This is a genomic window from Thermosynechococcus sp. HY596 (assembly GCF_030518715.1).
GTDB lineage: Bacteria > Cyanobacteriota > Cyanobacteriia > Thermosynechococcales > Thermosynechococcaceae > Thermosynechococcus.
This window is the reverse complement of the sequence record NZ_CP130346.1, coordinates 230,443-255,751: the sequence shown is the minus strand read 5'-3', so window position 1 is coordinate 255,751 and position 25,309 is coordinate 230,443. Positions and strand designations below refer to the sequence as shown.

The 25,309-nt window shown below is 54.4% G+C and carries 22 protein-coding genes; 15 read left to right on the top strand and 7 right to left on the bottom strand.

The window, feature by feature from the left end:
- Positions 1-39 precede the first annotated feature (39 nt).
- The 3 genes from QYC28_RS01215 to QYC28_RS01205 are packed head-to-tail and all read left to right on the top strand — an operon-like array spanning position 40 to position 1,630.
- The gene (locus tag QYC28_RS01215) at positions 40-756 is read left to right on the top strand and encodes a D-alanyl-D-alanine carboxypeptidase family protein (protein ID WP_302679713.1); all 717 of its coding nucleotides are present in this window, start codon (positions 40-42) and stop codon (positions 754-756) included.
- Entirely contained in the window at positions 753-1,457 is a 705-nt protein-coding gene (gene fabG, locus QYC28_RS01210) for a 3-oxoacyl-ACP reductase FabG (RefSeq protein WP_149817432.1), read from the top strand. Before QYC28_RS01215 ends, fabG begins: the two co-directional genes overlap by 4 nt.
- 11 nt (positions 1,458-1,468) lie before the next feature.
- The gene (locus QYC28_RS01205; RefSeq protein ID WP_190278145.1) at positions 1,469-1,630 is read left to right on the top strand and encodes a hypothetical protein; all 162 of its coding nucleotides are present in this window, start codon (positions 1,469-1,471) and stop codon (positions 1,628-1,630) included.
- Here the strand turns inward: QYC28_RS01205 and QYC28_RS01200 are convergent.
- Genes QYC28_RS01200 through QYC28_RS01185 form a run of 4 tightly spaced genes read right to left on the bottom strand, consistent with a single transcriptional unit; the run spans position 1,617 to position 6,812 of the window.
- On the bottom strand, positions 1,617-2,816 hold the full coding sequence (locus QYC28_RS01200; RefSeq protein WP_149817429.1) for an LL-diaminopimelate aminotransferase: 1,200 nt from the start codon (positions 2,814-2,816) through the stop codon (positions 1,617-1,619). The genes QYC28_RS01205 and QYC28_RS01200 overlap by 14 nt on opposite strands.
- Complete coding sequence (ftsY, locus tag QYC28_RS01195; protein ID WP_149817427.1) at positions 2,813-4,192, bottom strand: signal recognition particle-docking protein FtsY; 1,380 nt, start codon at positions 4,190-4,192, stop codon at positions 2,813-2,815. Before ftsY ends, QYC28_RS01200 begins: the two co-directional genes overlap by 4 nt.
- Positions 4,193-4,220: 28 nt before the next feature.
- Positions 4,221-5,081, bottom strand: coding sequence for a 3'(2'),5'-bisphosphate nucleotidase CysQ (locus QYC28_RS01190; RefSeq protein ID WP_149817424.1), 861 nt, complete (start codon positions 5,079-5,081; stop codon positions 4,221-4,223).
- On the bottom strand, positions 5,082-6,812 hold the full coding sequence (locus QYC28_RS01185; RefSeq protein WP_302679712.1) for an ABC transporter ATP-binding protein: 1,731 nt from the start codon (positions 6,810-6,812) through the stop codon (positions 5,082-5,084).
- A gap of 57 nt (positions 6,813-6,869) precedes the next feature.
- Here QYC28_RS01185 and QYC28_RS01180 point away from each other — a divergent pair, with 57 nt between their 5' ends.
- Positions 6,870-8,132: a cell wall metabolism sensor histidine kinase WalK gene (locus QYC28_RS01180; RefSeq protein ID WP_149817420.1), complete on the top strand. Its 1,263-nt coding sequence runs from the start codon at positions 6,870-6,872 to the stop codon at positions 8,130-8,132.
- Here the strand turns inward: QYC28_RS01180 and QYC28_RS01175 are convergent.
- Positions 8,127-10,445 (bottom strand): diguanylate cyclase domain-containing protein, encoded by a 2,319-nt coding sequence (locus tag QYC28_RS01175; RefSeq protein WP_302679711.1) that lies wholly within the window; start codon positions 10,443-10,445, stop codon positions 8,127-8,129. The two genes, QYC28_RS01180 and QYC28_RS01175, sit on opposite strands and share 6 nt — an antisense overlap.
- A 534-nt stretch (positions 10,446-10,979) precedes the next feature.
- Between QYC28_RS01175 and QYC28_RS01170 the strand changes: the two genes are divergently transcribed.
- From QYC28_RS01170 to QYC28_RS01145, 6 genes are all read left to right on the top strand, one after another.
- Positions 10,980-12,767 carry a PP2C family serine/threonine-protein phosphatase gene (locus tag QYC28_RS01170; RefSeq protein ID WP_302679710.1) on the top strand — a complete coding sequence of 596 codons (1,788 nt, stop codon included), beginning with the start codon at positions 10,980-10,982 and terminating at the stop codon, positions 12,765-12,767.
- A complete protein-coding gene (gene queA, locus QYC28_RS01165) occupies positions 12,767-13,831 on the top strand; it encodes a tRNA preQ1(34) S-adenosylmethionine ribosyltransferase-isomerase QueA (RefSeq protein ID WP_302679709.1) in 1,065 nt (354 codons plus the stop codon). Before QYC28_RS01170 ends, queA begins: the two co-directional genes overlap by 1 nt.
- 444 nt (positions 13,832-14,275) lie before the next feature.
- A complete protein-coding gene (locus QYC28_RS01160) occupies positions 14,276-14,473 on the top strand; it encodes a hypothetical protein (RefSeq protein ID WP_149817414.1) in 198 nt (65 codons plus the stop codon).
- 60 nt (positions 14,474-14,533) lie between these two features.
- On the top strand, positions 14,534-15,346 hold the full coding sequence (locus QYC28_RS01155) for a carbon-nitrogen hydrolase family protein (protein WP_149817412.1): 813 nt from the start codon (positions 14,534-14,536) through the stop codon (positions 15,344-15,346).
- A gap of 120 nt (positions 15,347-15,466) precedes the next feature.
- Positions 15,467-15,664, top strand: coding sequence for a hypothetical protein (locus QYC28_RS01150; RefSeq protein WP_149817410.1), 198 nt, complete (start codon positions 15,467-15,469; stop codon positions 15,662-15,664).
- A 174-nt stretch (positions 15,665-15,838) separates the two neighbouring features.
- Positions 15,839-16,705, top strand: coding sequence for an alpha/beta fold hydrolase (locus tag QYC28_RS01145; RefSeq protein WP_190278143.1), 867 nt, complete (start codon positions 15,839-15,841; stop codon positions 16,703-16,705).
- 9 nt (positions 16,706-16,714) lie between these two features.
- Here QYC28_RS01145 and QYC28_RS01140 read toward each other — a convergent pair whose 3' ends face one another.
- Positions 16,715-17,248, bottom strand: a complete 534-nt coding sequence (locus QYC28_RS01140) for a P-loop NTPase family protein (RefSeq protein ID WP_149817406.1) — start codon at positions 17,246-17,248, stop codon at positions 16,715-16,717.
- A gap of 163 nt (positions 17,249-17,411) precedes the next feature.
- Between QYC28_RS01140 and QYC28_RS01135 the strand changes: the two genes are divergently transcribed.
- From QYC28_RS01135 to QYC28_RS01115, 5 genes are all read left to right on the top strand, one after another.
- Entirely contained in the window at positions 17,412-18,059 is a 648-nt protein-coding gene (locus QYC28_RS01135; protein WP_149817404.1) for a DUF3386 domain-containing protein, read from the top strand.
- Positions 18,060-18,061: 2 nt separating this feature from the next.
- Positions 18,062-19,267, top strand: coding sequence for a ribonuclease Z (locus tag QYC28_RS01130; protein ID WP_310828713.1), 1,206 nt, complete (start codon positions 18,062-18,064; stop codon positions 19,265-19,267).
- A gap of 135 nt (positions 19,268-19,402) precedes the next feature.
- Positions 19,403-19,633 carry a hypothetical protein gene (locus QYC28_RS01125; protein ID WP_149817400.1) on the top strand — a complete coding sequence of 77 codons (231 nt, stop codon included), beginning with the start codon at positions 19,403-19,405 and terminating at the stop codon, positions 19,631-19,633.
- 54 nt (positions 19,634-19,687) lie between these two features.
- Positions 19,688-20,857: a cysteine desulfurase family protein gene (locus tag QYC28_RS01120; protein ID WP_302679708.1), complete on the top strand. Its 1,170-nt coding sequence runs from the start codon at positions 19,688-19,690 to the stop codon at positions 20,855-20,857.
- Positions 20,858-20,866: 9 nt separating this feature from the next.
- Positions 20,867-21,316 carry a hypothetical protein gene (locus QYC28_RS01115; protein WP_149817396.1) on the top strand — a complete coding sequence of 150 codons (450 nt, stop codon included), beginning with the start codon at positions 20,867-20,869 and terminating at the stop codon, positions 21,314-21,316.
- On the opposite strand, the gene QYC28_RS01110 is transcribed toward QYC28_RS01115, so the two are convergent.
- Positions 21,313-25,035, bottom strand: a complete 3,723-nt coding sequence (locus QYC28_RS01110; RefSeq protein WP_302679707.1) for an EAL domain-containing protein — start codon at positions 25,033-25,035, stop codon at positions 21,313-21,315. The genes QYC28_RS01115 and QYC28_RS01110 overlap by 4 nt on opposite strands.
- Between the last annotated feature and the right edge of the window lie 274 nt (positions 25,036-25,309).

Below are 25,309 nucleotides of genomic sequence, written 5' to 3'. Positions count from 1 at the left end.
AAAATCGTCTATTCTCATAAAAAGGCACGGGACTGCGTCATGGATCAAGATATTCCTGTTGCGGAGCGGCTACAACCAATCACTCAGGGCAAAGTAGAACCTCGGCGAGGGGGGTGGGCGATCGCCCTTGTCCTTGTGGGGCTAATGGGCGTGGGAGCTGTGTGGTTCCTCAATCGTGCCACGGAATCACCAACGGCTACGGAAACGGAGCCAACGCTAACGCCAACGGAAAATCTGCTGGGACATCTGCCCTATGAAGAGGCTCCCCTATCAGAGCTTGAACCAGTGAGTGCCGATGGCCAAATTAAGTTACGGCGAGCCGCAGCAGAACGGTTTCGTGCCATGGTGGCAGCAGCGCAGCAGGAAGGAGTGGTATTGGTGCCCCTATCGGGTTTTCGCTCCAAGCAGGATCAGGATTATCTCTTTTTTGAGGTCAAGGAGCAGCGGGCACAACGGGCAAGTGAGCGGGCATTGGTGAGTGCGCCCCCCGGCTATAGCGAACACCATACGGGCTATGCCATTGACATTGGCGATGGCGCCCGGCCAGACACCCATCTCAGTGAGGCTTTTGAGGACACCCCCGCCTTTCGCTGGCTGGAAAAAAATGCAGCGCGTTTTAGTTTTGAACTGTCCTTTCCCCGTCATAACCCGCAGGGGGTGAGCTATGAGCCTTGGCACTGGCGATTCGTTGGCGATCGCCACAGTTTGCAAACCTTCTATAGAGCACGACAACTGACACCGAGGAACGAACCATGAGGGGATTTGCCCATCGCGCGGTTTTAGTGACAGGGGGCACAGGCGGACTCGGTCAAGGGGTAGTGCCAGTTCTTCTCAGTCAAGGCTATACGCTGACAATTCCCTATATTGATGCAGCGGCTCGTGAAGCCCTAGAGAAACAACTGGCTGCGGCTGAATTGGCCAATGTGCGGTTTGTACCCGCCGACTTGAACAATGAAAGTGAGGTGGCTGCGCTGGTCAGTCGCATGCCGCAATTGGATGCCGTGGTTCACCTCGTGGGGGGCTTTAGTAGGGGGGCAACGGCACAATTTGCCCTCAGCGATTGGCAGCAGAGTTTTCGCCTCAATGTCGAGACCACCTTCTTGGTTTGTAAGCACGCCCTCAAACGTATGCAGGCCCAGCAATATGGGCGCATTGTCACCATTGGCTCACGGGGTGCAGTTGAACCAGCGGCTGAACTGGCTGCCTATTGTGCTGCTAAAGCCGCAGTCGTGGCCTTGACGCGGGCGATCGCCGCCGAAACCAAAGGCAAAAACATTACCGCCAATGTCATCCTTCCCAGCATTATCGATACCCCTGCCAATCGGGCAGCGATGGGCGAAGCGCAAGCGGTCAATTGGGTGAGTCCTCGGGCGATCGGTGATCTAATTGCCTATCTCATTTCTGAGGGAGCGGCTGCCATCAGTGGTGCCGTGATTCCTATCTATGGCAATGTCTAGAGCGAGTTGCCATGTTCTTTATCATTTTGCTCATTCTTCTTTGTACGGTCACCCATCTCTTTACGGAGGTGCTAGTTTTAACTCCCCTAGAGGTGTTGCGCTCCATTCATATTCCTGCAATTGTCCTTTGGGGCGGCCTGATCCTACTCTTGGCATGGATCATGGGCGATTAGCGCCCGACACCTGAACGACCGTTTGGCTAAATTCGGCAATTTGGGCAGCCGCCACTTCTAAACAGGGGCGATCGCGCACGAGGGCAAAGCGCACATAACCCTCTCCCCCTTCCCCAAAACCCGATCCGGGAGCTGCGGCAATCCCAGTTGCCTTGACAAGAGCTTGACAAAAGCCAAGGGAATCCCCGTGCCAAGGTTCCGGCAGTTGCGCCCACACATACATCGTCGCTGGCGGGAGGGGCACCGGCCAGCCATGATCGCCGAGGGCTTGGACAAAGGTATCACGGCGCTGGCGAAAGATCTGCCGCGTTTGCTGGACACAGGTTTGATCTCCCGTGAGGGCGGCAATGGCACCCCGCAGGATGCCAGCGTATTGGTTGAAATCAATCACCGATTTAATTTGGCGCAGGGCAGCAATGATGTCGGCACGGCCAATGGCAAAGCCAATGCGAAACCCACCCATGTTGTAGGACTTAGACAGGCTATAGAATTCAATGCCCACTTGGCGATCGCGATCCACTTCAAAGATCGAGGGTGCCCGCTCCGCATCAAAGACGAGATCAATGTAGGGAAAATCATGCACCAGTAAAATCCCGTGGCGATCGCAAAACTCAACTGCTGTCTTGAAAAAGTCCAAGGGCGCAACCGCCGTGGTGGGATTGTGGGGATAGCTGAGAATCAGTAGTTTTGCCTGCTCTCGCACCGGCAGCGGAATGGCCGCTAAATCCGGCAAAAAGTGATTTGCTGCCCGCAAGCGCAAGGGATACAGTTGTCCCCCTGCAAGATACACCCCCCCCGCATGGGAGGGATACCCTGGATCAAGCACTAGCGCATACTCTTGGGGATTCATCACCGCAAGGGGCAAGTGCGCCGTCCCCTCCTGTGAACCAATCAGCGTCAGCACTTCCCGCTCGGGATCCACCCTGAGGCCAAAGCGGCGTTCAAACCAAGTGGCCACTGCCTGTCGAAAGGCCGCCGTACTGGCAAAGAGTTGATAGCCATAGGTACTTGCATCGCGCACCGACGCTTCAATAGCCGCAAGAATGTGATCGGCGACGGGCAAATCCGCAGAGCCGAGGGAGAGATCCACAATCGGCTGCCCAGTGGCTGCCACCGCTGCCTTCGCCCGATCCATGGCGTCAAAGACATTGCCTTGGAAATACCGCAGGCGATCGGCCAGCTTCATGCTGCCACCTCCACCTCACTGGAGAGCAAGGCCTCGACAAATTCAAAACTGGAAAAGGGGCGCAGATCCTTAATGCCCTCGCCCGCACCAATGAAGCGAATCGGTAGTCCCAATTCCTGCACTACCGCCAAGGCCACTCCCCCTTTGGCTGTCCCGTCCAGCTTGGTTAAAATCACCCCAGTGAGTTGCGCCGCTTCTGCAAACACCTGTGCTTGGCGCAAGCCATTTTGGCCGAGGGTGGCATCGAGAACCAGTAGCGATTCAATTTGAGCATCACCCGCTTTTTTATCAATGATGCGACGGATTTTCTTGAGTTCCTCCATCAGGTTGGCCTTGTTTTGCAAGCGGCCAGCGGTATCCACTAGCAGCAATTCTGTGCCTCGGGCTTGGGCAGCGCCAATGGCATCAAAGACCACAGCAGCAGGATCGGTATTTTTGCCGGGGTTGGCAATCACCTCGACATCGGAGCGCTGTCCCCAAATTTTCACCTGCTCCGTGGCGGCTGCCCGAAAGGTATCTGCCGCTGCAATCAGACAGCGATAGCCTGACTGGGTGGCAATGTGGGCCAGTTTACCAATGGTGGTGGTTTTGCCAACGCCGTTGACACCGGCAATCAACCAGATATTCAGCGTGCTTTTTTTCGGAGCAAAGTCGCGGCGGTAGCCGGCTTCAAAGGGGCGATCGAGAATGTCCCGCAGAATTTCCTTCAGGTAGGCGATCGCCTGATCGGCAGGGAGTGTTTCTTGGCGAATTTTTGTTTGCAGCGCCGCAATAATCTGATCCGTGGCCTTGACCCCCACATCCGACTGCAACAGCAGCATCTCAATTTCTTCGACGGCATCCCGACTTAAGGGGCCTTGGCCGACGATCGCCCGCAGTTGATGCACTAGGCCACGACGGGTTTTGCCCAGACCTTGGCGCAGACGTTGCAACCAAGTAATTTCCTCAATATCCACCTCCTCTGGGCGCCGGCCTTGGGCGGCAAGCACCTCCGCCGACCACAAAAAGCCTTCATCAAGGACAAGGGAGGAGTCTACGGGCTCAGCTTCCACAACGGGCTGGACAGGGGCAGGTTCAGCAACAGGGGGCTTTTCAGACTCGATAGAAACGGGAACGGGGGCATCATCGGCAGGCGGTGTTTCTTGAGTTTCTTCAGCGGTTTCAATGGTTTCAATCGTCGCGGCACTCTCCGATTGCTGTCGCGCTTGAATCGACTGGAGTGCCGTTTTTGCCCAGTTGAGGATGCCGGGGGAAGCAGTGGATTCAGTTGTAGATTGCGGGGATTCTGCGGATGGCGCTGCCGTTGGGGTTTCTGCAGGGGGCGATGGCTCCTCACCACTGCCACCAAACTTGCGTCGAAACCAATTAAAAACCATGGCCTATCCTCTGTGCGACTGAACTTGCCTATTTTCCAGAATAGCCTTGATTTTCCTGTAAAAAGGCTTGCAGGCGATCGCCCACCGTGCGACTCAAAGCTGGATGACACACCACTAAGGGCGGCCAATGCTGCACATCGGCGCGATTGTAGCGGGGCAACTCACCATTGGCATAGGTAAAGGCTCCCCCCGCCTCCTGCATGATCAAATCCGGTGCCGCTAAATCCCAGTCCTTCGGGGCACTGCGCCCTGTGAGATTGACGTACAGATCTGCATCCCCTTGGCAAATACTCGCCGTTTTACAGCCCATACTCCCCATGGGAATTAGCTGTACGCATCCTAGGGTTCTTAAAAAGGCCTGTAGGCGCTCTCCGCCGTGGCTCCGACTCATCACCACCCGCAACGACTGCCCCGCCCTAGGGGGTTGTACCCGCAGTCGCGTCGCACCTTGGCGCGTCTCTCGATAGGTACCGGCGCCGGCAATGGCAGTGTAGATCACCTCCTGCTCTGGCCAGACGACAGCGGCTAAACAAGGGCGATGTTCATGGACAAGGGCAACGTGAATCGCATACTCCCCCGTTTGCTGCAAAAAGTCGTAGGTGCCATCGAGGGGGTCAATGATCCACTGGTAGGGCTGGGGCAAGGGCTGCCCTAGGGTGTAGGTCTCTTCGGTTAAATAACCAAACTGCGTCGGCGGAAAATGAGCTTGGAGGGCGTGGCACAAAAAGCGATCAATCGTTTCATCGGCAAGGGTGACGGGATCACCGCCTTTGTCCTGCACCGTTAGATCCGTCACCTGACGGTAAAACTGGCGCAGTTGCTCAAGGGCTTGCCAAAGAATCGGGCGCAGGGTGGCAAGGGTATTCTCAAGATCAAGGGCGGGGGACATCTAGGCTGCCTCAAGGGAAAGACCACGGGGAACCGCGGCAATTAGCGTGCGAGTATAGTCGTGCTGTGGCTGTTGGTAAACGGTTTCCGCGTCACCCATTTCCACAATTTCGCCATTGTACATAACCATGAGGCGATCGCTCATGAATTTCACCACACTGAGATCGTGGGAAATAAAGAGGTAGGTCAGTTGAAACTCCCGCTGGAGTTCTTTAAGCAAATTCAGGACTTGCGCCTGCACCGACACATCCAAGGCCGACACTGCCTCATCACAAACGACAAACTCAGGATTCAAGGCCAAGGCACGGGCAATACAAATTCGCTGCCGCTGCCCCCCGGAAAATTCATGGGGATAGCGATTCTGGGCTTGGGGGTCAATGCCCACCCGTTCAAGGAGATAGGCCACCCGCTCTTGGTGTTGCCGTTGCGACTGATGACGGCGGTGAATCCGCAGGGGTTCTGCCACCAACTCGCCAATGGTCATGCGGGGATCTAGGGAACTATAGGGGTCTTGGAAAATGAGTTGCATCCGTTGCCGCAGGGGACGCAATTGGCGAGGCGATAAATGGCTGATGTCGCGATCGCCAAAGATAATTTTTCCCTGTGCGGGTTCTAGGAGGCGCAAGAGGGTCCGTCCCAGTGTTGTTTTGCCACAGCCCGATTCCCCCACTAAGCCAAGGGTCTCCCCGGCGCGAATCGTAAACGAGACATCCCTGACGGCAGTGACAAAGCGCTGCTTGCCCGCCACGGGATACTTGACCCAGAGATGTTCAACCCGCACCAAGGGGGGTTGGCTCGCCAAATGCGCCAAGCGTTCCTGCTGCTGCGCTGCGGAAATCACTTCTAATCGCGGGGGAGTGGTCGCTAGAAAATCCGCCACTGTTGGCAAAATGGCCAAGGTCTGATCCAAGCGAGGACGACAGGCCAGTAGCCCCTTGGTATAGGGATGTTGGGGGTGACGAAAGACCTGCTGAACTGTCCCCGATTCAACAATTTGCCCTTGGTACATGACAACGACCTGATCCGCCAATTCCCCAATCAGATTCAGATCATGGGTGACAAAAATCAATGAGAGAGGGTACTGCTGCTGCAACTCCCGCAAAAGCCGTAGGATCGCTGCTTGGACAGTGACATCGAGGGCAGTGGTGGGTTCATCGGCAATTAAAAGCGCTGGCGAAGCGGCCATGGCTATGGCAATCATGACCCGCTGAATTTGTCCCCCGGAAAGTTGGTGCGGATAGCGACGGAGAAACCGCTTTTTCTCCTCAAGGGGGTCTGCCGGTTTGAGAAGATGCACCTGTTCAAGGAGAGCGATCGCCCGCTGTTGACATTGCCCTTGGGGCAGTCGTTGCTGTGGATCAATAGCCTCTGCCAGTTGAAAGCCAATGGAATAGACCGGATTGAGAGAACTCATCGGCTCTTGGAAGACCATACTGATTTGGCGACCCCGAATCTGTTGCATTTGGCGGGGGGTGCAGCGCAGCAAGTCAATGGCCTCCCCCTCTGGCTCTGGCTGAAACCACGCTTCGCCGTGGCTGATCTGTCCCGGCGGCAACAGCAACTGCAACAGAGCCAAGCAGGTGACTGACTTTCCCGATCCCGACTCGCCAACAATGCCAAGGGTCTGACCCCGCTCCAAGCGAAAGGAAATGCCATCCACTGCCCGTAGGGTTTGATCGGCTTGGCGAAAGTCAACGGTAAGTGCTTCCACACGCAAAAGGGGTGATGACATCACAGGGCAAACCAACTCGGAATAATCCTAGAATAGAGGCGATTCTGGCACTTAGGCATGGAGTTGATCTTTTTTGGGGTTGGCCTGCTGTTGGGGCTAATGGTCTGGTTCTGGCAGTGGCAGCAAGTGCGACACGCTTTGGAGACGCTCCTTGAGCAGTACGCGGCTCGCCCCTTCAAATCCTCACCGTGGCAACGCTTGCGAACCCTACTCAGCCACCAGCTTCAGGAACAGGAACGCTGCCGTCAGAAAATGTTGCGCTGTCAAACGCTCCTTGAATATGCCCCCATTGCCTATTTGGAGGTGGATGAGACCAATTGCGTGGTCTGCTGTAACGAGGCAGCGCGATTGCTCCTTGGTTTAGGGCATGCCGAAGGCCGCCTTTTTTTGGAATTGGTGCGCTCCTATGAATTGGACTGTCTCATCGAAGAGGTGCGCCAAGAGGAAACGATGCGGGAGCAAGAATGGCTCTATGCCTACCTCACACCGACGGGGCAAACCAAGCGCAAACCCCTGCGGGCACGGGGACTCTGCCTTGGCGAGGGGCATGTGGGTGTATTTATTGAGGACTGCGAAGAGGTGGTGCGGCTGCGGGATGAGCGCGATCGCTGGGCAGCGGATGTCGCCCATGAACTGAAAACCCCCTTGACCTCCCTGCGCTTGGTGACTGAAACCCTACAACAACGGGTACCGGAGTCCTTACGGGATTGGGTCGATCGCCTCCTTGAGGAAATTATTCGCCTCAGCCTCCTTGTTCAAGAACTCCTAGAGTTAAACCGCCTGAGTCACACTCCCGCCGATAGCCTTGAGCGGCATCCCCTTGACCTTGTCCAACTCATTGATACTGCGTGGCAATCCCTCGCCCCCCTCGCTGCGGCTAAAAACATTCACCACGAGTACACAGGCCCAGAGCAATTTTCCTACTGCGGCAATGAATCGCAACTGTTTCGGCTCCTGGTCAATCTTTACGACAACGCCATTAAATACGGCCCTGTGGGTGGTCAAGTGCTGACGCGGCTGCTGAGCGATCGCGAGGGGGGCTATCTGTGTCTCGAAGTCATTGATAGCGGCAGTGGCTTTCCCCCCAAGGACTTGCCCTATGTGTTTGAGCGGTTTTATCGGGCCCAAGCCCGGCGGCATCGCTTTGTCATTCCCACCGATTCTGAAGGGCGGATGCCCCCCGTCGGTAGCGGTAGCGGTTTGGGATTGGCCATTGCCCGCCAAATTGTTGAATGCCATGGCGGCTACATGCAGGCTGCCAATCATCCTGACTATGGGGGAGCGTGGCTGCGAATTTACCTGCCCTTAACTGCGCTATAGCTCCTTGGCCACCCAGCGATCGCGCCCTAGGGCTTTTGCTTCATACAGGCACTGATCCGCGAGACTCAACAACATTGTTGGAGGATGGTCAGGGGTGGGTATAGTTGTCGCAATGCCAAAACTTGCCGTTAGCTTTGGCCCAACGGTACTTTTAGCATGGGTGATATTAGCCTCCGCCAGCGCTGCCTGAATCTTCTCAACAATATGGATAGCTCCCCCTTGGTCGGTACTGGGCAGCAGCAAGGCAAACTCTTCCCCACCAAAGCGCGTGGCCAAATCCCCTGCCCGCTGCAGATGGCTTTCTAAAATTTCCGCTACCCGCTTGAGAATTTGATCTCCCCGCAAATGGCCGTAGTGATCGTTGTAGGCTTTGAAGCAATCAATATCCAGCATCACTAAACTTAACGGTTGTTGCTCCCGTTGACAGCGCCGCCACTCCTTCGCAAAGAGTTCATCAAAACAGCGGCGATTGCCAATATCCGTCAGACTGTCGATATACACCATCTGCTGCAGATTGGCATTGGCAGTTTCCAACGCGGCATACATCTCCGCCTGCTGCAGTGCCACTGTTAGGGGTTCAGCAATCCGTTGCAGTAGGAACAACTCCTCCCGCTGCCAGAGGCGAGGGCCACGACACTGGTGAGCAATCAGCAGTCCCCACAGGTCATGCCCTTGCAGCAGGGGCACTACTAGATTGGCCTGAACTTGCAAGCTACTTAGGAGCTCACGATAGCAATCCTGTAATTGCGCTTGATTGACATCGCTAATGGTCACAGTGCGTCCTTCCAGAAACCGCTGCGCTGTCTCTTTACTAAAACAGGGATCGTGAATCACTTGACCTAGGATTGAATACTGCGGCAACGTGGTGGCTTCCACTTCCACAACGCCACTGCCATCGGCTAAAAAGCGGTAAATCAGCACGCGATCGCTCAAAAGCAGTTGTTGAATACTGGTTACCGCCCGCTGCAAAATCTCCTCTAAGCGAATCGACTGGCGAATATCCTGAATGATCGTGCTGACAATCATTTCCCGCTCTAGGGCAGTTTTCAGCCGCTCTTCTGTGCGCTGTTGCTCCGAGACATCCAAAAGAACGCCATGGAGCATGTGACTGTGGGGGTCAAGCTGGCCGCGATCGCTCAACCAGCGGAAACAACCATCGCGGTGTTGAATGCGATAGGTGGTACTGTAGGCACGCTGCTGCCGAATCGCCTGTTCAATATCCCGTTCTGCCAAGGCCAAATCCGGCGCTGGGATAATCTGGCGCAGATCCGGTAAATCTTGGGGAAAGTAACCCGTGAGGTGATAAATCTGATCGCTAACATAGCTAAACCGCCACAGGCGATCGCGATCGCGCCGATAGATCGCAACGGGCAAATGACTAATCAGAGTGTTATAGCGCTGTTCGCTCTCCGTAATCGCCACCGTAATCGCCTGTTGCCGTGACAGTTGCCAGCGCAGTTCCGCCGTGGCCTTATTGAGCTCTTGGGTTAGCACCTGAATCACCCCTTGAGCTTCCGTAATGTCAATGGCCGCCAAAAGATTACTTTGGGTCACAATCCCCACCAGTTGACCTGTCTCATCCACGACCACCACCCGCCGCACTTGGTGCTCCTTGAGGAAATGATTCACCTGCCACAAACTTTGATCGGGCTTCACGGTCAGCACGGGTTGGGACATAATACTGCCAACGGTTCCTGTGAGCACTCCCCCTTGGCCCTGCAGTGCCTCAAAAATATCCTTTTCCGTAATAATGCCGCGCGGCAGCACACCCGAGGCGGATGCCTCAGGAACCACTAAACTGGTGACCCCCCGTTCGGTCATCAGGACAGCGGCCTCCTGTAGCGAAGCTTCCGCCGCAATGGTAGCCACATCGGGTACCATCACCTCCGCCACCCGTTTAATTCGCAGGAGATCCACAGGGCGCAGGCTCTCCCGAAAGGCTTGGCGAGTCAGCAGTCCTTCCACCCGTCCCGATTCATTGACCACGGCAAGGGCATCCACGCCCAAGTAGCGAAAACGCCCTAACACAGCTAGGGGATCATCGAGATCACTGAGGCGCAGGCAATAATCCGATGGCAGCATGATCTGGGCAGCCGTGATCGCCTGTGGCGAGTAACCCTTACCAAGGGCACGGATCACTTCCCGTTGGGTGATCAAGCCCCGAAACTGTCCCTGCTCTTCGACGACTAAACCCAATCCTTGGTTGCTTTGTAATCCTTGGAGAATCTCATTGAAGGAACCCCTTGGAGCGATCGTCACTAACTGAGCCTGTACCAAGGCTTGCAAATTTAAGCCTGAATTCAATTGCTCCATAGTGCCCCTCTTTCGCCAAGATATACTGTTAAAATGATGTCTAAAGTTGCGTCTATCGTTTTTAATCGTTCTGGCAAATAAAAATAAGACTTACAAAAGTTTGTATCACTAATTGTGATCCTTTTTACCCCGAATTAGTTATTCTAATTCTATCTTGATAGTTCGTGGCAACATCAGGGATGTTGACAGGGTTGAATAAGCCCTTGTCTAAAATATGGGATAGGGGATGTGAGTCTCTGCTGTAGGGGCTTTCACCGTTGTGAGTGTGTTCGATCCATCGGCAAAGAGCTGTCACTGGGATATTCCGCTGTTGCAGGAGAAAAGCTAGGATAGGGAATTGAATGTATTCTATTCGCCCCTACTATGGACTAGCGAATTACTGGATCAGAGACGTTATGCGTACCTGCTGCGGGTGATTGTGACTGCGGCAGCCCCCTCAGGATTGAAGCGATGAATCCACCTGCGCCTAATCTCATTTGCCCGGAGTGTGGCACTGCAAATTCTATTCACCAAGTTGAGTGTTGCCGCTGTCAGATGCCACTCCTGAAGCGCTATCTGTGGGCGATCGGTTCTGGTTTGGATCCCTACAGGGTGGGTGAGCTAGTGGGCGATCGCTATCTAGTGCAAGGCAAACACTTGCTCTTAGACCTATTGCCGGGGGAGCCAGCGCCCAGTGTGGACAACACCTCCCAGCTCTACCGTCCCTATCTGCGCCTCTTTCCCAAGCGTCCCCATGTCCCGGAATTATTTGGCGCCCTTTCCCTCCCTGAAGGTGAACTGTTGCTCCTTGAGCATGCCCCCGTCAGTTGCATTGACATTGCCGATGCCAAAGTTGCCCCCGGTCTCACCCATGCCGCTCCCCTCACCACCATCTGGGAGAAAGCCAATTTAGTGCGCCGCCTCAACTGGTTATGGCAAATCATCTCCCTTTGGCCAGCCTTAGTGGCAGAAAATGTGGCTCTCACACTGCTGAATCCCCAGCTTTTGCGGGCCGAGGGATCCCTTGTGCGGCTGCTGCAACTGCAAGCAGGTCATAATCCCACCTTGGCTGACCTTGGCAAATTCTGGCAAACCCATTTCAGCTTTGCTGATCAAGGGGAAAATTTTCAGCAGGCCTTCACGATCCTGTGTCAACACATGCAGGATACCCAAGAAACTACCCCTGAATCTATTCGTGACACCCTAGAGACCCTCTTTCAACAGGCCCTCGATCACCTTGGTTATGAGTACCACTACGATATTGCCAGCCGCTCCGACCAAGGACCTAGTCGGACTCGCAATGAGGACAAATGCTTTCCAGAGCGCGATCTCACGAGCCAATCACAGGTGCTCGCCCTCGTGTGTGATGGCGTCGGGGGGCATGAAGGGGGCGATGTCGCTTCGGGTTTGGCCATTGACATTCTGGAGGAGACGCTAACCCCCCTCAAGCTGCTGGAGATGTCCCCTGCTACAGTTGAACAAGCGATTCAAACCGCTATTCGCCGCACCAATGATGCAATCAATCAACGCAACGATACAGAGCAGCGCCACGAACGCCAGCGCATGGGAACCACAGTTGTCGGTGCCCTGATGGAACACGCCCATCTTTACCTTGCCCACATTGGCGATAGCCGCGCCTACTGGATCAACCGCTGGGGCTGCTACCAGCTCACCCTCGATGACGATGTGGCCAGCCGTGATGTGCGCTTGGGGATGAGTACCTACCATCAAGCCCTTGAGCTGCCCTACGGTGGTTCCTTGGTGCAAGCGTTGGGGATGGCACCCTCCCAGCATCTGCACCCCACAGTAGAACGCTTTTTGCTGGATGAAGAGGGAATTCTTTTGCTGTGTTCCGACGGCCTCAGTGATTTTAATCGTGTCGAAACCTACTGGCCACAGTACCTCCTGCCTGTGCTCCAAGGTCAGCTTGCCCTCACTGCTGCGGCTGAACAACTCATTGATCTTGCCAATCGCCTCAATGGCCATGACAATGTGACGGTGGTGCTCATTCATTGTCGGGTGAAGAATGCAGCGGGTGTCATTGACTTGGACTACAGCGATATTGTTTGTCAAGGGGAGTTGCCAGAGGTGACAGACATTACAATGGGCTACGTCCCCCCACCCGATCCAGCGGATCTCGACCTGACGGTTTCCCAGATTGTGGAACCCCCTCAACCCCAACCTAAACCGCCGCCAGCCCAAAGGTCTCGTTTCCAAGCGTGGCTGCTACTGCTGGTGGCTGTGGGCGTTGCCACCGCTGCCCTTGGCTTTCTGGCTGTGATGACTTCTATGAATCGCTCTGTGGTAGAGCCATCCCCCTCACCGTTGACCCCACCCCAATAATGCCGAGTTCTGACGATTTTTCCCTCGACGCCTACGACTATCACCTGCCTCCGGAACGGATTGCCCAACAGCCCGTTTCTCCCCGCGATCATTCCCGCCTGATGGTGGTGGCACAGGAGACTGCTACCGATCACCACTTCTATGAGCTACCGCAACTGTTGCAACCGGGGGATTTGCTAGTACTCAATGATACACGGGTGATTCCGGCACGGCTGATCGGTCAAAAAATCGGCGGCTCTGGCCGCACCGTGGAGGTGTTTCTTCTCGAAGAATTGAGCGATCGCCAGTGGTTGGCCTTGGTCAAGCCCGGTCGAAAATTGCGCCCTGGGGCGGTGATTCAAATCGGTTCCCTGCGAGCAACGGTACAGGCCATTGATGAGGAGACCCGAGGCCGGGTGATTGAATTCGACCTGCCGCCGGGCGATCGCCTGTGGTCCTATCTTGATCACCTAGGGGAAGTGCCCTTACCTCCCTACATTGACAACCCCATTGAAGATACTGAACAATACCAAACCGTCTATGCTCGCCGTCCCGGTGCTGTGGCTGCGCCAACCGCTGGCTTGCACTTTACCCCCGAACTCTTGAGTAAGTTGGCCTATCACGGCATTGATCATTGTTTTTTGACGCTCCACGTGGGCATTGGCACCTTTCGTCCTGTGGAGGCCAGCGATATTCGCCATCACCATCTCCACGAAGAATGGATTGAGGTACCGGCTGCTACCGTCGAGCGGATTCAGGCCGCCAAAGCTGCCGGAGGACGGATTATTGCCGTCGGCACCACCGTTATTCGCTCCCTAGAAACGGCAGCCCAATCCGGCACCCTTCAGCCCTTTTGTGGCAAGAGTGATCTCTATATCTATCCGGGGTATCAGCCCAAGATAGTCGAGGGCTTCATTACCAACTTTCATCTGCCCCGCTCTAGCTTGATGATGCTCGTCAGTGCTTTTATTGGTCGCGAACGGTTGCTTCAGTTGTACCAACAGGCCATCGATCGCCAGTACCGCTTCTATTCCTTTGGCGATGCCATGCTCATTTTGCCCAGCGCTTGCCACAATACCGTTTGAGTGTGCTATCTTAAAGCCAGCTGTTTTGCAAATTACCGTTCAGGGAGATGGAGGTGATGCCCATGGCAGATAGTAGTAAGCGCTTGGGTCGTCGTTTTGGAGTAGCTCAGCTCTAGGGAAGAGTTGTTCTCCATCTGTTGATTTGAAATCACACCTAGGAGGCCACTTCTCCTAGCAGTTGATACCCACGATAACCACCAGACCGCTCCTAAGGCCTTCCTTGGGGGCGGATGGCTTTTTAGGGGTATGTTGGGGGCGTCTGAGCGATAGTGTAGTTTTGTGACCAGGCATTAAAAAACATTTCAGATGCTGGGTGGCGAATGGGGCAGCGATCTATAGTAGGGGCAACCGGAACGTCGCCATTATTGGCCAGAGAAGACAAATTGAGAGTGAACAACGACTAATGATGGTGGACTCTGGAACTGTTGCGTTCTGAGAGCAGCCATGGCCGTTCAATTCCTACCCCAAAAAACACGGCAAAAAACGCCGCGCTTGCATCCCATTAGTGGTACCAAGCTACTGCTAGTCGTGCTGTTGAACCTCTTTATTGCCGGCTATGTCTTTTGGGCATACCGCACTGCCCATGAGCATCAGCTCCCGACCCAACGCAATCCGATCTTCCGGAACCTGCGTTCTCGCTAGACTTGCCCTAGGCAGATTGCGACGATAGAATGAGGGATTGCTGTCTTTTTTTCAATGGGCATGAAATCCTATCTCGCTGCCGCAGTACAAATGACGAGCCAACCGAATCTTGAGGCAAATCTGGCACAGGCAGAGGAATTGATTGAACTGGCAGTGAGACGGGGTGCAGAACTTGTAGGGTTGCCAGAAAATTTTTCCTTTCTTGGCGATGACCGGGAGAAGGTCGCCCAAGCGGCAACAATCGCTGAGCGGACTGAGGCTTTTTTGAAACGCATGGCGCAGCGATTTCAGATTACCTTAGTGGGGGGTGGCTACCCAGTACCAGCAACTGCAGGCAAAGTCTATAACACAGCAGTCCTCATTGGTCCTAGCGGAGAAGAATTGAGCCGCTACCAAAAGGTGCATTTATTTGATGTCGATTTGCCCGATGGCAATATCTACCACGAATCGGGCACAGTGCTAGCGGGACGGCAGTTACCCTCTGTCTATCCCAGTAAGGATTTGGGGAATATCGGCTTGTCGGTGTGCTACGATGTTCGCTTTCCAGAACTCTACCGCGCGCTCTCCCAAGCAGGGGCAACGGTGCTTTTTGTGCCGGCGGCCTTTACCGCCTTCACGGGTAAGGATCACTGGCAAGTTCTCCTGCAAGCACGGGCCATTGAAAATACCTGCTACGTGATTGCACCGGCTCAGACGGGAATTCACTATGCGCGGCGGCAAACCCATGGCCATGCCATGATTGTGGACCCTTGGGGAACCATTTTGGCGGATGCCGGCGATCGCCCCGGCCTCGCCATTGCAGCCATTGAACCTAGCCGCCTTGAGCAAGTGCGTCAACAAATGCCCTGCTTGCAACACCGTGTCTTTTTCTGATTTGTGAGCCAATTGTGAAATAAATCGTAACATGGCATACAGACGGGGGGAGTTTCCTACGCTATCGTAGAACCATAGGTGAATCCTTGCCCTCACTCCAAACCGACTAGGAGAGTATCTATGGAAAGCGTTACGGTTCCCAATCCGCAAGCCTCCGCCGAGGTTTGGAACTCCCTGAAGCGGGCGATCGCCCACAGTTCAGGTTTTCAGCGTTGGCTGAGCGAAAAGCAGGCCAGTGTTGTCGTCGAGCAGCCTACGGATCTGGATGCTTGCGTTACCGCTTACCTGCGTCAGGCTCTCGAAACCCTTGCCTATTAAAAATTGGTAAGAATTGTAAGCTTTGCCCCTATACTAGGAGCATTCTGACTCCTTAGGTCACATATTACCCCCACGGCGCATTCCATCTGGGGGGTTTTATTTGCGAGGCAGGAGCAACACCATCCTGCAGAGTTCCCTTGGTTATAGTGGAAAGTGCCAGCCCCCAAGGTGCATATGATTGAAGGCCCGTGGATCCATAAGTTTATTGTCTCCAATGGTATCCGTCTCCACTATGTCACCCAAGGAGAAGGGGAGTTGGTGCTGCTGCTCCACGGCTTTCCCGAGTTTTGGTACTCTTGGCGACACCAAATTCCTGTCTTGGCGGAAAAGCACAAAGTCGTTGCCCTAGATTTGCGCGGCTATAATCTCAGCGATAAACCCCAAGATACCGCTAGCTATGTTCTTGACGAGTTAATTCTCGACATTGTCGGTGTCATTGACGGCCTTGGCTATCCTCGCTGTCATTTGGTGGGACATGATTGGGGAGGGATGGTGGCTTGGGGCGTGGCCTATGCGGTGCCGCAGCGGATTCAAACCCTGAGTGTGCTAGCCTGTCCCCATCCTGCTAAGTTTCAACAGTTGAGTTTCGAGCAATGGTTGCGCAGTAGCTATATGCTGCTGTTTCAACTGCCGTGGCTACCAGAGATCCTCTTGGAGTGGGGGGGCTATGGAGCGATCGCCCAAATTTTTCGCTGGGCCGCAGTGAACCAGCAGGCCATTCGACCCGCAGACTTGGCACTTTATCAAGATGCCGCCGCCCACCGCGGTGCCCTCTCGGGAATGCTTAACTACTACCGTGCGGGGTTGCAAAGTCTGTGGAGTCGGGAGTGGGGCATGCTAGACGTACCAACCTTGATGCTCTGGGGGCGCCAAGACCCCACCTTGGGTATGGAACTCACCTACGGCACCGAAGCCTACGTTAAGGAACTGAAAATTCAATACTTGGACTACTGTGGTCACTTTGTGCAGCAGGAGCAACCCGACTTAGTGAATGAGTATCTACTGGAGTGGTTAGAAACCGTTTCTGCTGCCCTAAATTAGACCTAAAACCTAAATTAAACGCCGCAACTGCGTAATTTGGTCAGCGATCGCCAGCAGCGATTCTGGCATTTCAGGTCCTGTCAGCATGACATCGAGAGTACGTGGGCGATTCTGGAGAAAATCCAGTACCTCTGCTTCAGTTAGCACCCCCAGTTGAATGGCCACACTCACCTCATCTAAGACCACCAAGCGATGCTGTCCCCCTTGCACCGTGGTTTGCAGATGCTGCCATAGCTCACGCACTGCGGCTTTTTCTTCGGCAGTGATCGAATCTCCTTGGCCTAAACAGCGTTGCAGCGCCGGTCGCCACCACGTGAGATGCTGACCCAACTGAATCGGATGCGCGATTCCCGTTTGAATCCCCCCCTTGAGGAATTGCACAATCAGGACACCACTGCCCTGGGCAGCAACCCGCAACGCCTGCGCCATGACCGTGGTGAAAAAGTGTCGCTGCGGACAGGTAAACACCTGCACCACTCCCTCAATACCATAGGTTAGGGGCAAGCCTGCCTCAGAAACGGAAACCGCGAGTTGTGCCACCATCGTGTTCCTGTCCAGTTAAAAAGGAGAACGACCCCCTAGGGGTTATACATCTAGTGTAGTGCGCAATGGTTTAACCCTAGTGAACACTAGATATACGTGGTCGTCAAGGGGTCAGAAAATTGAGTTATCTTAAAACAATGTGACTGTTACTGAGGATGCCCCCATGCCAGCGACACAGGCTCTTGATGCTGAGGCGCTCTTTCGCGCTGCCTACGAAAATCGTTACACATGGGATGAGAATTTTCCCGGCTTTACGGCCAAGGTCACGCTCATTGAGGGCGATCGCACCTACCAAGGGCAGGTAAAAGTTAGCCGCGACTACGCCGTTGAAGTGAGTGGCATAGAAGACGAACAAGTCCGCGAATCCCTCTACAACCAATTGCGGGATGTGATTGTCCATCGCAAGCGCAACCGTTTTGAAGCCGCCCACGGCAAAAACACCTTCCAAGCTGGGGAAACCGACGCCAGTGGGGCAGTGGAAATCCTCGTTAGCGGTGACGCCATGGGGTCGAACTACAAGGTGCGGGACAATCAAATTGTCTATGTCAGCCGTGTCATGGGGCGAGTTGCCTTTGCCATTACCCACCGTGAAGCCCTTGATACCGGTGCAGGCTACATTTCCACCAACTATGTGGCTATCTTCCGCAATCCGCAAACCAACGAAGTGCTGCGGCAAATGGAGTTTGAGGATACCTATGTGCCCGTCGGCAATTACTACCTGATGAGCCGGCAGGTGGTGCGCACCCATGAAAATGGTCAGACCAGCACCTTTGAAATTCGTTTTGATGACCTGCAACTCCTAGACGACTAAGCGTGGAAATTACATTTCTAGGCACCAGTTCTGGGGTGCCCACCCGCACACGCAATGTTTCCAGTGTGGCTCTGCGGCTGCCCCAGCGCAAGGAAATTTGGCTCTTTGACTGCGGTGAAGCCACCCAGCACCAATTGCTGCGCAGTGACCTGCGAACCAGTCAGATCCGCCGCATTTTCATTACCCACATGCACGGCGATCACATCTTTGGCCTGATGGGTTTGCTTGCCAGTTGCGGCCTTGCGGGAACCGTGAGTCAAATTGATGTCTATGGCCCGCCGACATTGGATCGCTACATTGCCAGTTGTTTGCGCTGGTCGGTGATGCGGCTCCCCTACAAGTTGCAGGTGCATACGGTGGAGCCGGGGGAAGTCTTTAGTGATGGCGAGTTTACCGTGACCTGTCGGCTGCTGCATCATCGTGTTCCCGCCTTTGGCTACCGCGTCACCGAGAGCGATCGCCCCGGTCGCTTTCATGTGGAAAAAGCCCAAGCCTTGGGAATTCCCTTTGGACCACTGTATGGTCAACTCAAGCAGGGAAAAACAATCGCCCTCGCAGATGGCCGCACCTTTGATGGCCGCGACTTCTGTGATCCACCGCAGCGGGGGCGCAGTATGGTTTATTGCACCGATACAGTCTTTTGTGAAAGCGCGGTTGAATTAGCCCAACAGGCGGATGTCCTCATCCACGAGGCGACATTTTCCCATCAGGAGGCGGATCTGGCTTTTGCACGGCTGCATTCTACATCCACGATGGCGGCTCAGGTGGCGGCCTTTGCCCAAGTGAAATTGCTCTTCCTCACCCACTTTAGTGCCCGCTACGCCCCCGGCAATCCCGTGCAGGTGGAGGATCTGCTTGCGGAAGCACAAGCCATTTTCCCCAATACTCGCTTGGCGCGGGATTTTCTCCATTACGAAATTCCCCGGGACGCGCCCCAAGACAATCCAGCCGTGGCTACTGCGCCAGAGAAAGGGGATATCCTGATCAATCGGGATGAGGAGAAAACGGTTGCTGTTGCTCAGAAAATTGCGCCAGCGATCGCCATCAACCGTGCCACCCGCCAACAAATGCAGCAGAAACTGGGAATTGACGCTGCTACAGCCAATGCGATTTTGGAGCGGCGGCGGCAGCAAAAGTTTACCTGCCTAGAGGAACTCGAATGCCTGTATCCGCAGGTGGCATGGGACACCCTCAACGTGGAGTTCTAAAGAGCAACTATTTTCAGTCTCAAATAGGAACTTGTGATTGAGATCAACGTCTTTGTGTGCTGTTGATCACAGTTAAGCTTTGTGAAGCACTGGCATAGTTGAGACCATACACGCAAATTGCAAGGGGATTGATGTATGACGCTGCTGGAGCTAATCCGCCGTATTCAGGCGACTCGGATCGTAACCCCTGCTCAAGAGCGGCAGATCAATGAATTGTTGTGGCAGCGTTCCCTGAGCGCCACAGAATATCAAGCAATGCAGGAGCTGGTTACAGGGATTATTGCGGGGGAAATTCAAGTCATTTCTCAGATTCAGCGGTTTGGCAGCAAAAAGGAGCTAGGGAATAATCGGTTACAATTGGCTTAAGGGACTGGGTTTTATGACAGTTCCGCCATTGGTTTTTGGGAGCTGCTCCTGCCCATGCAACTGTATTTCGACTATGGTGCAACGACCCCCTGTCGAGCAGAGGCTATTGCAGCGATGGTGGCGGCCTATGAACAGCAGTGGGGCAATCCATCGAGTATTCACGAGTGGGGGCAACGTGCAGCGATCGCCCTTGAACAGGCACGGCTGCAGGTGGCAGGGCTGATTCATGCCCAAGCGGATGAAATCATTTTTACCTCTGGGGGCACAGAAGCGGATAATCTTGCCCTGTTGGGAATTTGCCAACGCTATCGCCAACCTCAGCATCTGATTATTTCGGCGGTCGAGCATTCGGCGGTGGCTCAACCCGCGGCGGCCCTTGAAGCTCAAGGCTGGCAAGTGACCCGCTTAGCGGTGAATCACTGGGGACAGGTGGAACCCGCCCAACTACGGCAGGCTTTGCAGCCGAACACGGTCTTGGTCTCGATCATCTACGGCCAAAGTGAGGTGGGCACGCTGCAACCCATTGCTGAACTCGCAGCCATTTGTCAAGAGGCGGGGGTGCTCTTCCATACGGATGCGGTTCAGGTGGCGGGACGAGTTCCCTTGGATGTGCAACGGCTAGGGGTGGATTTACTCTCGCTGTCCAGTCATAAAATTTATGGCCCTCAGGGAGCGGGGGCGCTCTATGTGCGATCGGGGGTACCCCTAGAGCCGCTCTTGCGTGGCGGGGGACAAGAACTGGGCCTCAGGGCGGGAACCCAAGCGGTGCCGACCTTGGTGGGCTTTGGGGTGGCAGCGGAATGGGTCGCCACTGAACTAGCGACAGAACCGATGCGCCTTGCTCAACTGCGCGATCGCCTGTGGCAGCAGTTGCAGGATCATCCCCAAGTGGAACGAACAGGGCATCCATGGCAGCGATTGCCCCATCATTTGAGTTTGATTGTGCGCGATCGCCACGGCCAACCCTTGAATGGCAAAACCTTTGTACGGCAACTCAACCTTGCGGGCATTGGCATTAGTGCGGGATCCGCCTGTCAAAGTGGTCAAACCCAACCCAGTCCCACCCTCTTGGCCATGGGCTACGATCCTGAAACCGCCAAAGCAGGGATACGCATTACCTTGGGGCGAGAGACCACCGCTGCCGATGTCGATTGGTTGGCCATGGTGCTGCGGCAATATCTTGCCGAGGCGATCGCTCCCCCCTTAGCAGTATCTCTTTCCTAGGGTGTATCCATGGTGTGGGCGGCATTATCTGCACAGGGGACTTGGGCACTGGCCAGCTATGGCGTGGTTGCCACCCTGATTCTGCTGTGGACAATTCTGCGATCGCTACAACACCCCTCGCAAAAAGCCGCCCTCGAAGCCGAAGTCGTGCGACTGCAAGATCACTGCAATCAACTCCAGCACCAACTGCAGGCAATAGCCGCCGAAAATCAACAATTACGAGCAGACAGCGATTACTGGCAACAGCAACACCAAGCCCTCAATGCTCAACTCACCACCCTAGAAACCACCTATCACCAACTGGAGATGAACCTTCAACGTCTCGAACAGGAGCGCGATCGCCTGCAACAGGCACTGCAACAGCCCGCCGACTGGTGGCAGGAAATGACGAAAAACTATCAAAGTTGGTGGGAAAGCCTGCCCTTTCTTCCCCATGAGGATACCAGCAGCAAATCCTAGGGCAAGCAATCAATCGGCAATGGCGGATAAAAGAGGTAGCCTTGGCCATAGCGACAACCGAGATCAATCAATTGGGCGGCTTGGGTCGCTGTTTCCACCCCCTCTGCCACCACATCTAAGCGCAGGCTTTTACCGAGGGCAATCACGGCACCAATAATTTCCTGAGCCGCTTGGCTCTGCTCTAAGCTCTGGACAAAGGAGCGATCGATTTTCAGGGCGTGGATCGGCAACTGATGCAACCGACTCAGGGAGGAATAGCCCGTGCCAAAGTCATCAATGTTGAGGGCAACCCCCAGTTGTTGCAGTTCCTCGGCCACCTGCAATGTGGCTTCAAGGTTGCGGATCATGGTCGTTTCCGTGATCTCCAGATGCAACAGATGAGGGGGCAATTGGGCACTGCGCAGCGCCGCCAAAATATCACTAACAAAGTTGGCATCCACCAGTTGTTGAGGCGAGATATTAATGCCCAAGGTCATGGTCTGGCGACGGCTGTCCTGTTGCCGCCACTGGCTGAATTCCTGGATCGCCCGTTCAAAGACCTGTCGGCCAAGGCTGACAATGAGACCTGCTTGCTCCGCAAGGGCAATAAATTCAGCGGCAGGAATTTCACCCTTTTCAGGATCAAACCAACGGCTCAGGGCCTCAAGACCCACGAGCGCCCCGCTCTCCAGCTCAATAATGGGCTGAAAATAGACCTGTAGCTCACTGTTGGCGATCGCCTGATGCAGTTGACTCTCCAGCGTAAAGCAACTCTGGGCTTGGGTGTGCATTTGGGGGTCAAAAATCCGATACTGCCCTAATCCCTGTTTTTTTGCTTGGTACATGGCAATGTCAGCATCCCGCAGGAGGGTAGCGGCAGAGGCAGCGTCGCGATCGCTAAAGGTGACGCCAATGCTGGCACTGAGACTTAACAGATGGCCATCAATGACCAAGGGCTCCTGAATCACCCGCTCTAGATCGGCAACCCGTGCTTCTACCTGAGCCACCATTTGCTCCGGATCCAGATCTTCACACAGCACCACAAACTCATCGCCACTCAGGTGAGCCAAGGTATCCCCCTCTGGCACCACACTTTGCATCCGCTGGGCAAGGGTAATCAGCACCTGATCTCCTGCTTGGTGTCCCAAGCTATCGTTAACCCGCTTAAAGCGATCAATATCAATAAAAACAACGGCAAAGGGGCGATCGCGATGGCGTTGATACTGGCGCCAGCAGTGTTTTAAGCGATCTTGGAGCAGCGTACGGTTGGGGAGTCCTGTCAGGGCATCGTGGAGGGCATCGTGAATTAAGCGATCCTCCATTTCCTTGCGGCGGGTAATGTCGCGTCCCACACATTGATACTCCACACAGCGACCTTGGTGATCAAAAAAAGCGCGGGTTGTCCATTCAAACCAAGCAAAACGTCCTTCACCAAAAGTCACGCCACATTCAATCGTGCTGATGGACTGCGTGGGGGTGAGGGCTTGCAGGTGTTGTTGGAAGCGTTGCTGCGTCAGCGGATCAAAGGGATGCTGGATCACATCGCCAAAATCGCAACTCATCCCTGCTTCAGCCAGATAGCGAAAGAAGGCGGGATTGCCAAAGGTGAGATGTCCCTCAGGGGTACAGCGATAGAGCAATTCTGTCTGTGCCTCAAGAACCCGCCGATAGCGTTCCTTTTCCTGATGGAGGGCACTGACCAATTCGGCGCGGTTGATGCCAAAGCCCAGTTGTTCCCCCAGTTGGCGGATCAATTCGACTTCGTCACTTGCCCAAGGTCGAGGAGAAGAGCAGTGGTGGCACAGGAGTAATCCCCAGAGACGTTCCTCCTCAATAATCGGTACCACTAAGAGGGCCCGCACCTGCAATTGGTTGAGAAAGTCGCGATGACACTGGGTCATTTCAGCGGTGTTAATATCAGCAACCGCCAGTACCCGCCCCTGGAGATAGGCTTCGGCAGACTCACGGTGGAAACAGGGGTCATAGAAGGTGCGGTGCATGAGAGAAAACTGCGGTGCCGCTACCGATTCAGCCACCACCTCACCCCGGCCATCGGCATAGAACTGGAAAATCAGCGTGCGATCGACCCCCAGCAGTTGACGCACTTCCTCAAGGGCGGTTTTAAGAACCGTTTCCAGATCAAGGGAACGGCGAATTTTCAAGGTTAGCCGATGCAGGAGTTCCGCTTGGGTTTGCCGTCGCTGTAACGAAGTAGTGGAGTCCACCTGAAGCGTAATATTCTGGAAGAAAACCGCAAGGCCTCGGCCAGTGGGAAAAGCCCGTACCGCAAACCATTGGTTCAGCCCCTCATAGAAGGTTTCAAATTGGACAGGGGTTTCCTCCGCCATTGCCTGCCGACTTTGGCTTTCAAAAATTGAGTTGCGGGCATCGGGAAAGAGATCCCAGAGGTTTTTCCCCAGCATCTCTGAGGCAGATTTCCCCACTAGACGGCAAAAATTCCCGTTGACATAGATAACTGTGAAGTCGCGATCCACTTCAAAAAAGTGATCCGACATGCTCTCCAAAATATCAGTCACTTGGTTGTAGGCCGCTTGCAGGCGATCGCTAAATTGGCGCTGTTCCGTGACATCCCGTGCAACACCATAGATGCGCCCTTGACTGAGCAGGCCTTGCCATTCGTACCAGCGATAGTCTCCCCCTTGGGTGCGCAGGCGAATTGTGTGGTTACTGATTTGCTCCCCAGCAAGGAGACGTTGCTGCATCTCCCGATGGCGGGGGCGATCGCCGGGGTGGAGAAATTCCTCAAACTTTGCCCCTGCCAACCGATTCAGGTCATAGCCCAGGCAGGTATGCCAGTGTTGATTCACCCGCCGCAGCCGTCCCTCACTATCGGCAATCATAAATAGCTCTAGGGAAGAGCCAAAGAAATACTCTAATTCAGCGGTTTTTTGGGCAATTTCTGCTTGCAGACGCATGCGATCGCTAATGTCCCGCTGCACGCCAAAGTGGCCAATGATTTCCTTATTTTGGTTGTAGAGGCACACATAATTCCCCTCCACCCAAAAGGAGCTACCATCGCGGCGGTGGAGTTCAATTTCAATGTGAAAATAGCCCAGATCAAAGAGTGCTCGCCACAGCCGTTTGGCGAGTTCCAGATCATCCTTAAAGCAAATGCGCGGTGTCAGGCCAATCAGCTCCTGCGGCGGTAATTGATACTGCTGGGCAAAGGCACTGTTGACACGCGTAATCCGCTGATGATCAAGGACATACTCCAAGATTTCCTCTTTGTTGACTGTGTCATCCCAGCGGATGGGCTGATCCAACATCATGAAGAAGCAGGCCTCAAGGGATTGTTGAAAAAAGGCTTCCAGTAGTTCTTGCTTGGCTTGTAGCTCTAGCTCGAGTTGACGGCGACGGGTAATATCCCGCGATGTGGAGACTAAAAATAAAACATTTCCCCCTGCATCACAAATGGGGTGCGTGAGGGTTTCCAACCAAACATATCCGCCATGCTTTTTGCGGATGCGATAGGTTTCTATCACATTCACACTGCCTTGCAGGGCGAGGGCATGGGCACCACTGCGAATGCGCTCTGCATCTTCAGGATGAAATAATGTGTAGGGACTCTTACCAATCAGTTCTTCAGGAGAATAGCCTAAAAGGGTTTTGCTGGAGGGAGTCACATATAGATAGTTGCCATCCGGTTCGTGCAGGCAAATGAGATCATCGGTGTAGTTGACCAATAATTCAGTAAAATGCTCAAATTCATCTATAATCATTCGCTAGAATCCACAATTTTTATCACGCATTAAGATACTTCTGGACGTTTTACACTATGAAACTTTAAGTAATGATTAACAATTTTAGCGAATGACAGCCCTTTCCTGAAATATCAGCGACATAACGGGAGTGCGGTGCTCTGCCATCGGGGCTTTTAGCGGGTTGAGGGTGTTCGATCGCTGTGAAAAGGGCGATACGACTAGGAATGCCCCACTGCAACGCCCTAGCTGTTCATATGATCCTTGACAAAGACTTGCTCACCCCCTAAAATGC

Bases quoted from the DNA above. Each gene is read 5' to 3' on its own strand.
- QYC28_RS01200 (WP_149817429.1), bottom strand. From the start codon at position 2,816: ATGAAGCTGGCCGATCGCCTGCGGTATTTCCAAGGCAATGTCTTTGAC.
- QYC28_RS01170 (WP_302679710.1), top strand. From the start codon at position 10,980: ATGCCACTCCTGAAGCGCTATCTGTGGGCGATCGGTTCTGGTTTGGAT.
- QYC28_RS01110 (WP_302679707.1), bottom strand. From the start codon at position 25,035: ATGATTATAGATGAATTTGAGCATTTTACTGAATTATTGGTCAACTAC.
- QYC28_RS01160 (WP_149817414.1), top strand. From the start codon at position 14,276: ATGGCCGTTCAATTCCTACCCCAAAAAACACGGCAAAAAACGCCGCGC.
- QYC28_RS01120 (WP_302679708.1), top strand. From the start codon at position 19,688: ATGCAACTGTATTTCGACTATGGTGCAACGACCCCCTGTCGAGCAGAG.
- QYC28_RS01185 (WP_302679712.1), bottom strand. From the start codon at position 6,812: ATGTCATCACCCCTTTTGCGTGTGGAAGCACTTACCGTTGACTTTCGC.
- QYC28_RS01135 (WP_149817404.1), top strand. From the start codon at position 17,412: ATGCCAGCGACACAGGCTCTTGATGCTGAGGCGCTCTTTCGCGCTGCC.
- QYC28_RS01115 (WP_149817396.1), top strand. From the start codon at position 20,867: ATGGTGTGGGCGGCATTATCTGCACAGGGGACTTGGGCACTGGCCAGC.
- QYC28_RS01125 (WP_149817400.1), top strand. From the start codon at position 19,403: ATGACGCTGCTGGAGCTAATCCGCCGTATTCAGGCGACTCGGATCGTA.
- QYC28_RS01155 (WP_149817412.1), top strand. From the start codon at position 14,534: ATGAAATCCTATCTCGCTGCCGCAGTACAAATGACGAGCCAACCGAAT.
- QYC28_RS01150 (WP_149817410.1), top strand. From the start codon at position 15,467: ATGGAAAGCGTTACGGTTCCCAATCCGCAAGCCTCCGCCGAGGTTTGG.
- QYC28_RS01190 (WP_149817424.1), bottom strand. From the start codon at position 5,081: ATGTCCCCCGCCCTTGATCTTGAGAATACCCTTGCCACCCTGCGCCCG.
- QYC28_RS01180 (WP_149817420.1), top strand. From the start codon at position 6,870: ATGGAGTTGATCTTTTTTGGGGTTGGCCTGCTGTTGGGGCTAATGGTC.
- QYC28_RS01145 (WP_190278143.1), top strand. From the start codon at position 15,839: ATGATTGAAGGCCCGTGGATCCATAAGTTTATTGTCTCCAATGGTATC.
- QYC28_RS01140 (WP_149817406.1), bottom strand. From the start codon at position 17,248: ATGGTGGCACAACTCGCGGTTTCCGTTTCTGAGGCAGGCTTGCCCCTA.
- QYC28_RS01175 (WP_302679711.1), bottom strand. From the start codon at position 10,445: ATGGAGCAATTGAATTCAGGCTTAAATTTGCAAGCCTTGGTACAGGCT.
- QYC28_RS01205 (WP_190278145.1), top strand. From the start codon at position 1,469: ATGTTCTTTATCATTTTGCTCATTCTTCTTTGTACGGTCACCCATCTC.
- queA (WP_302679709.1), top strand. From the start codon at position 12,767: ATGCCGAGTTCTGACGATTTTTCCCTCGACGCCTACGACTATCACCTG.
- ftsY (WP_149817427.1), bottom strand. From the start codon at position 4,192: ATGGTTTTTAATTGGTTTCGACGCAAGTTTGGTGGCAGTGGTGAGGAG.
- QYC28_RS01215 (WP_302679713.1), top strand. From the start codon at position 40: ATGGATCAAGATATTCCTGTTGCGGAGCGGCTACAACCAATCACTCAG.
- fabG (WP_149817432.1), top strand. From the start codon at position 753: ATGAGGGGATTTGCCCATCGCGCGGTTTTAGTGACAGGGGGCACAGGC.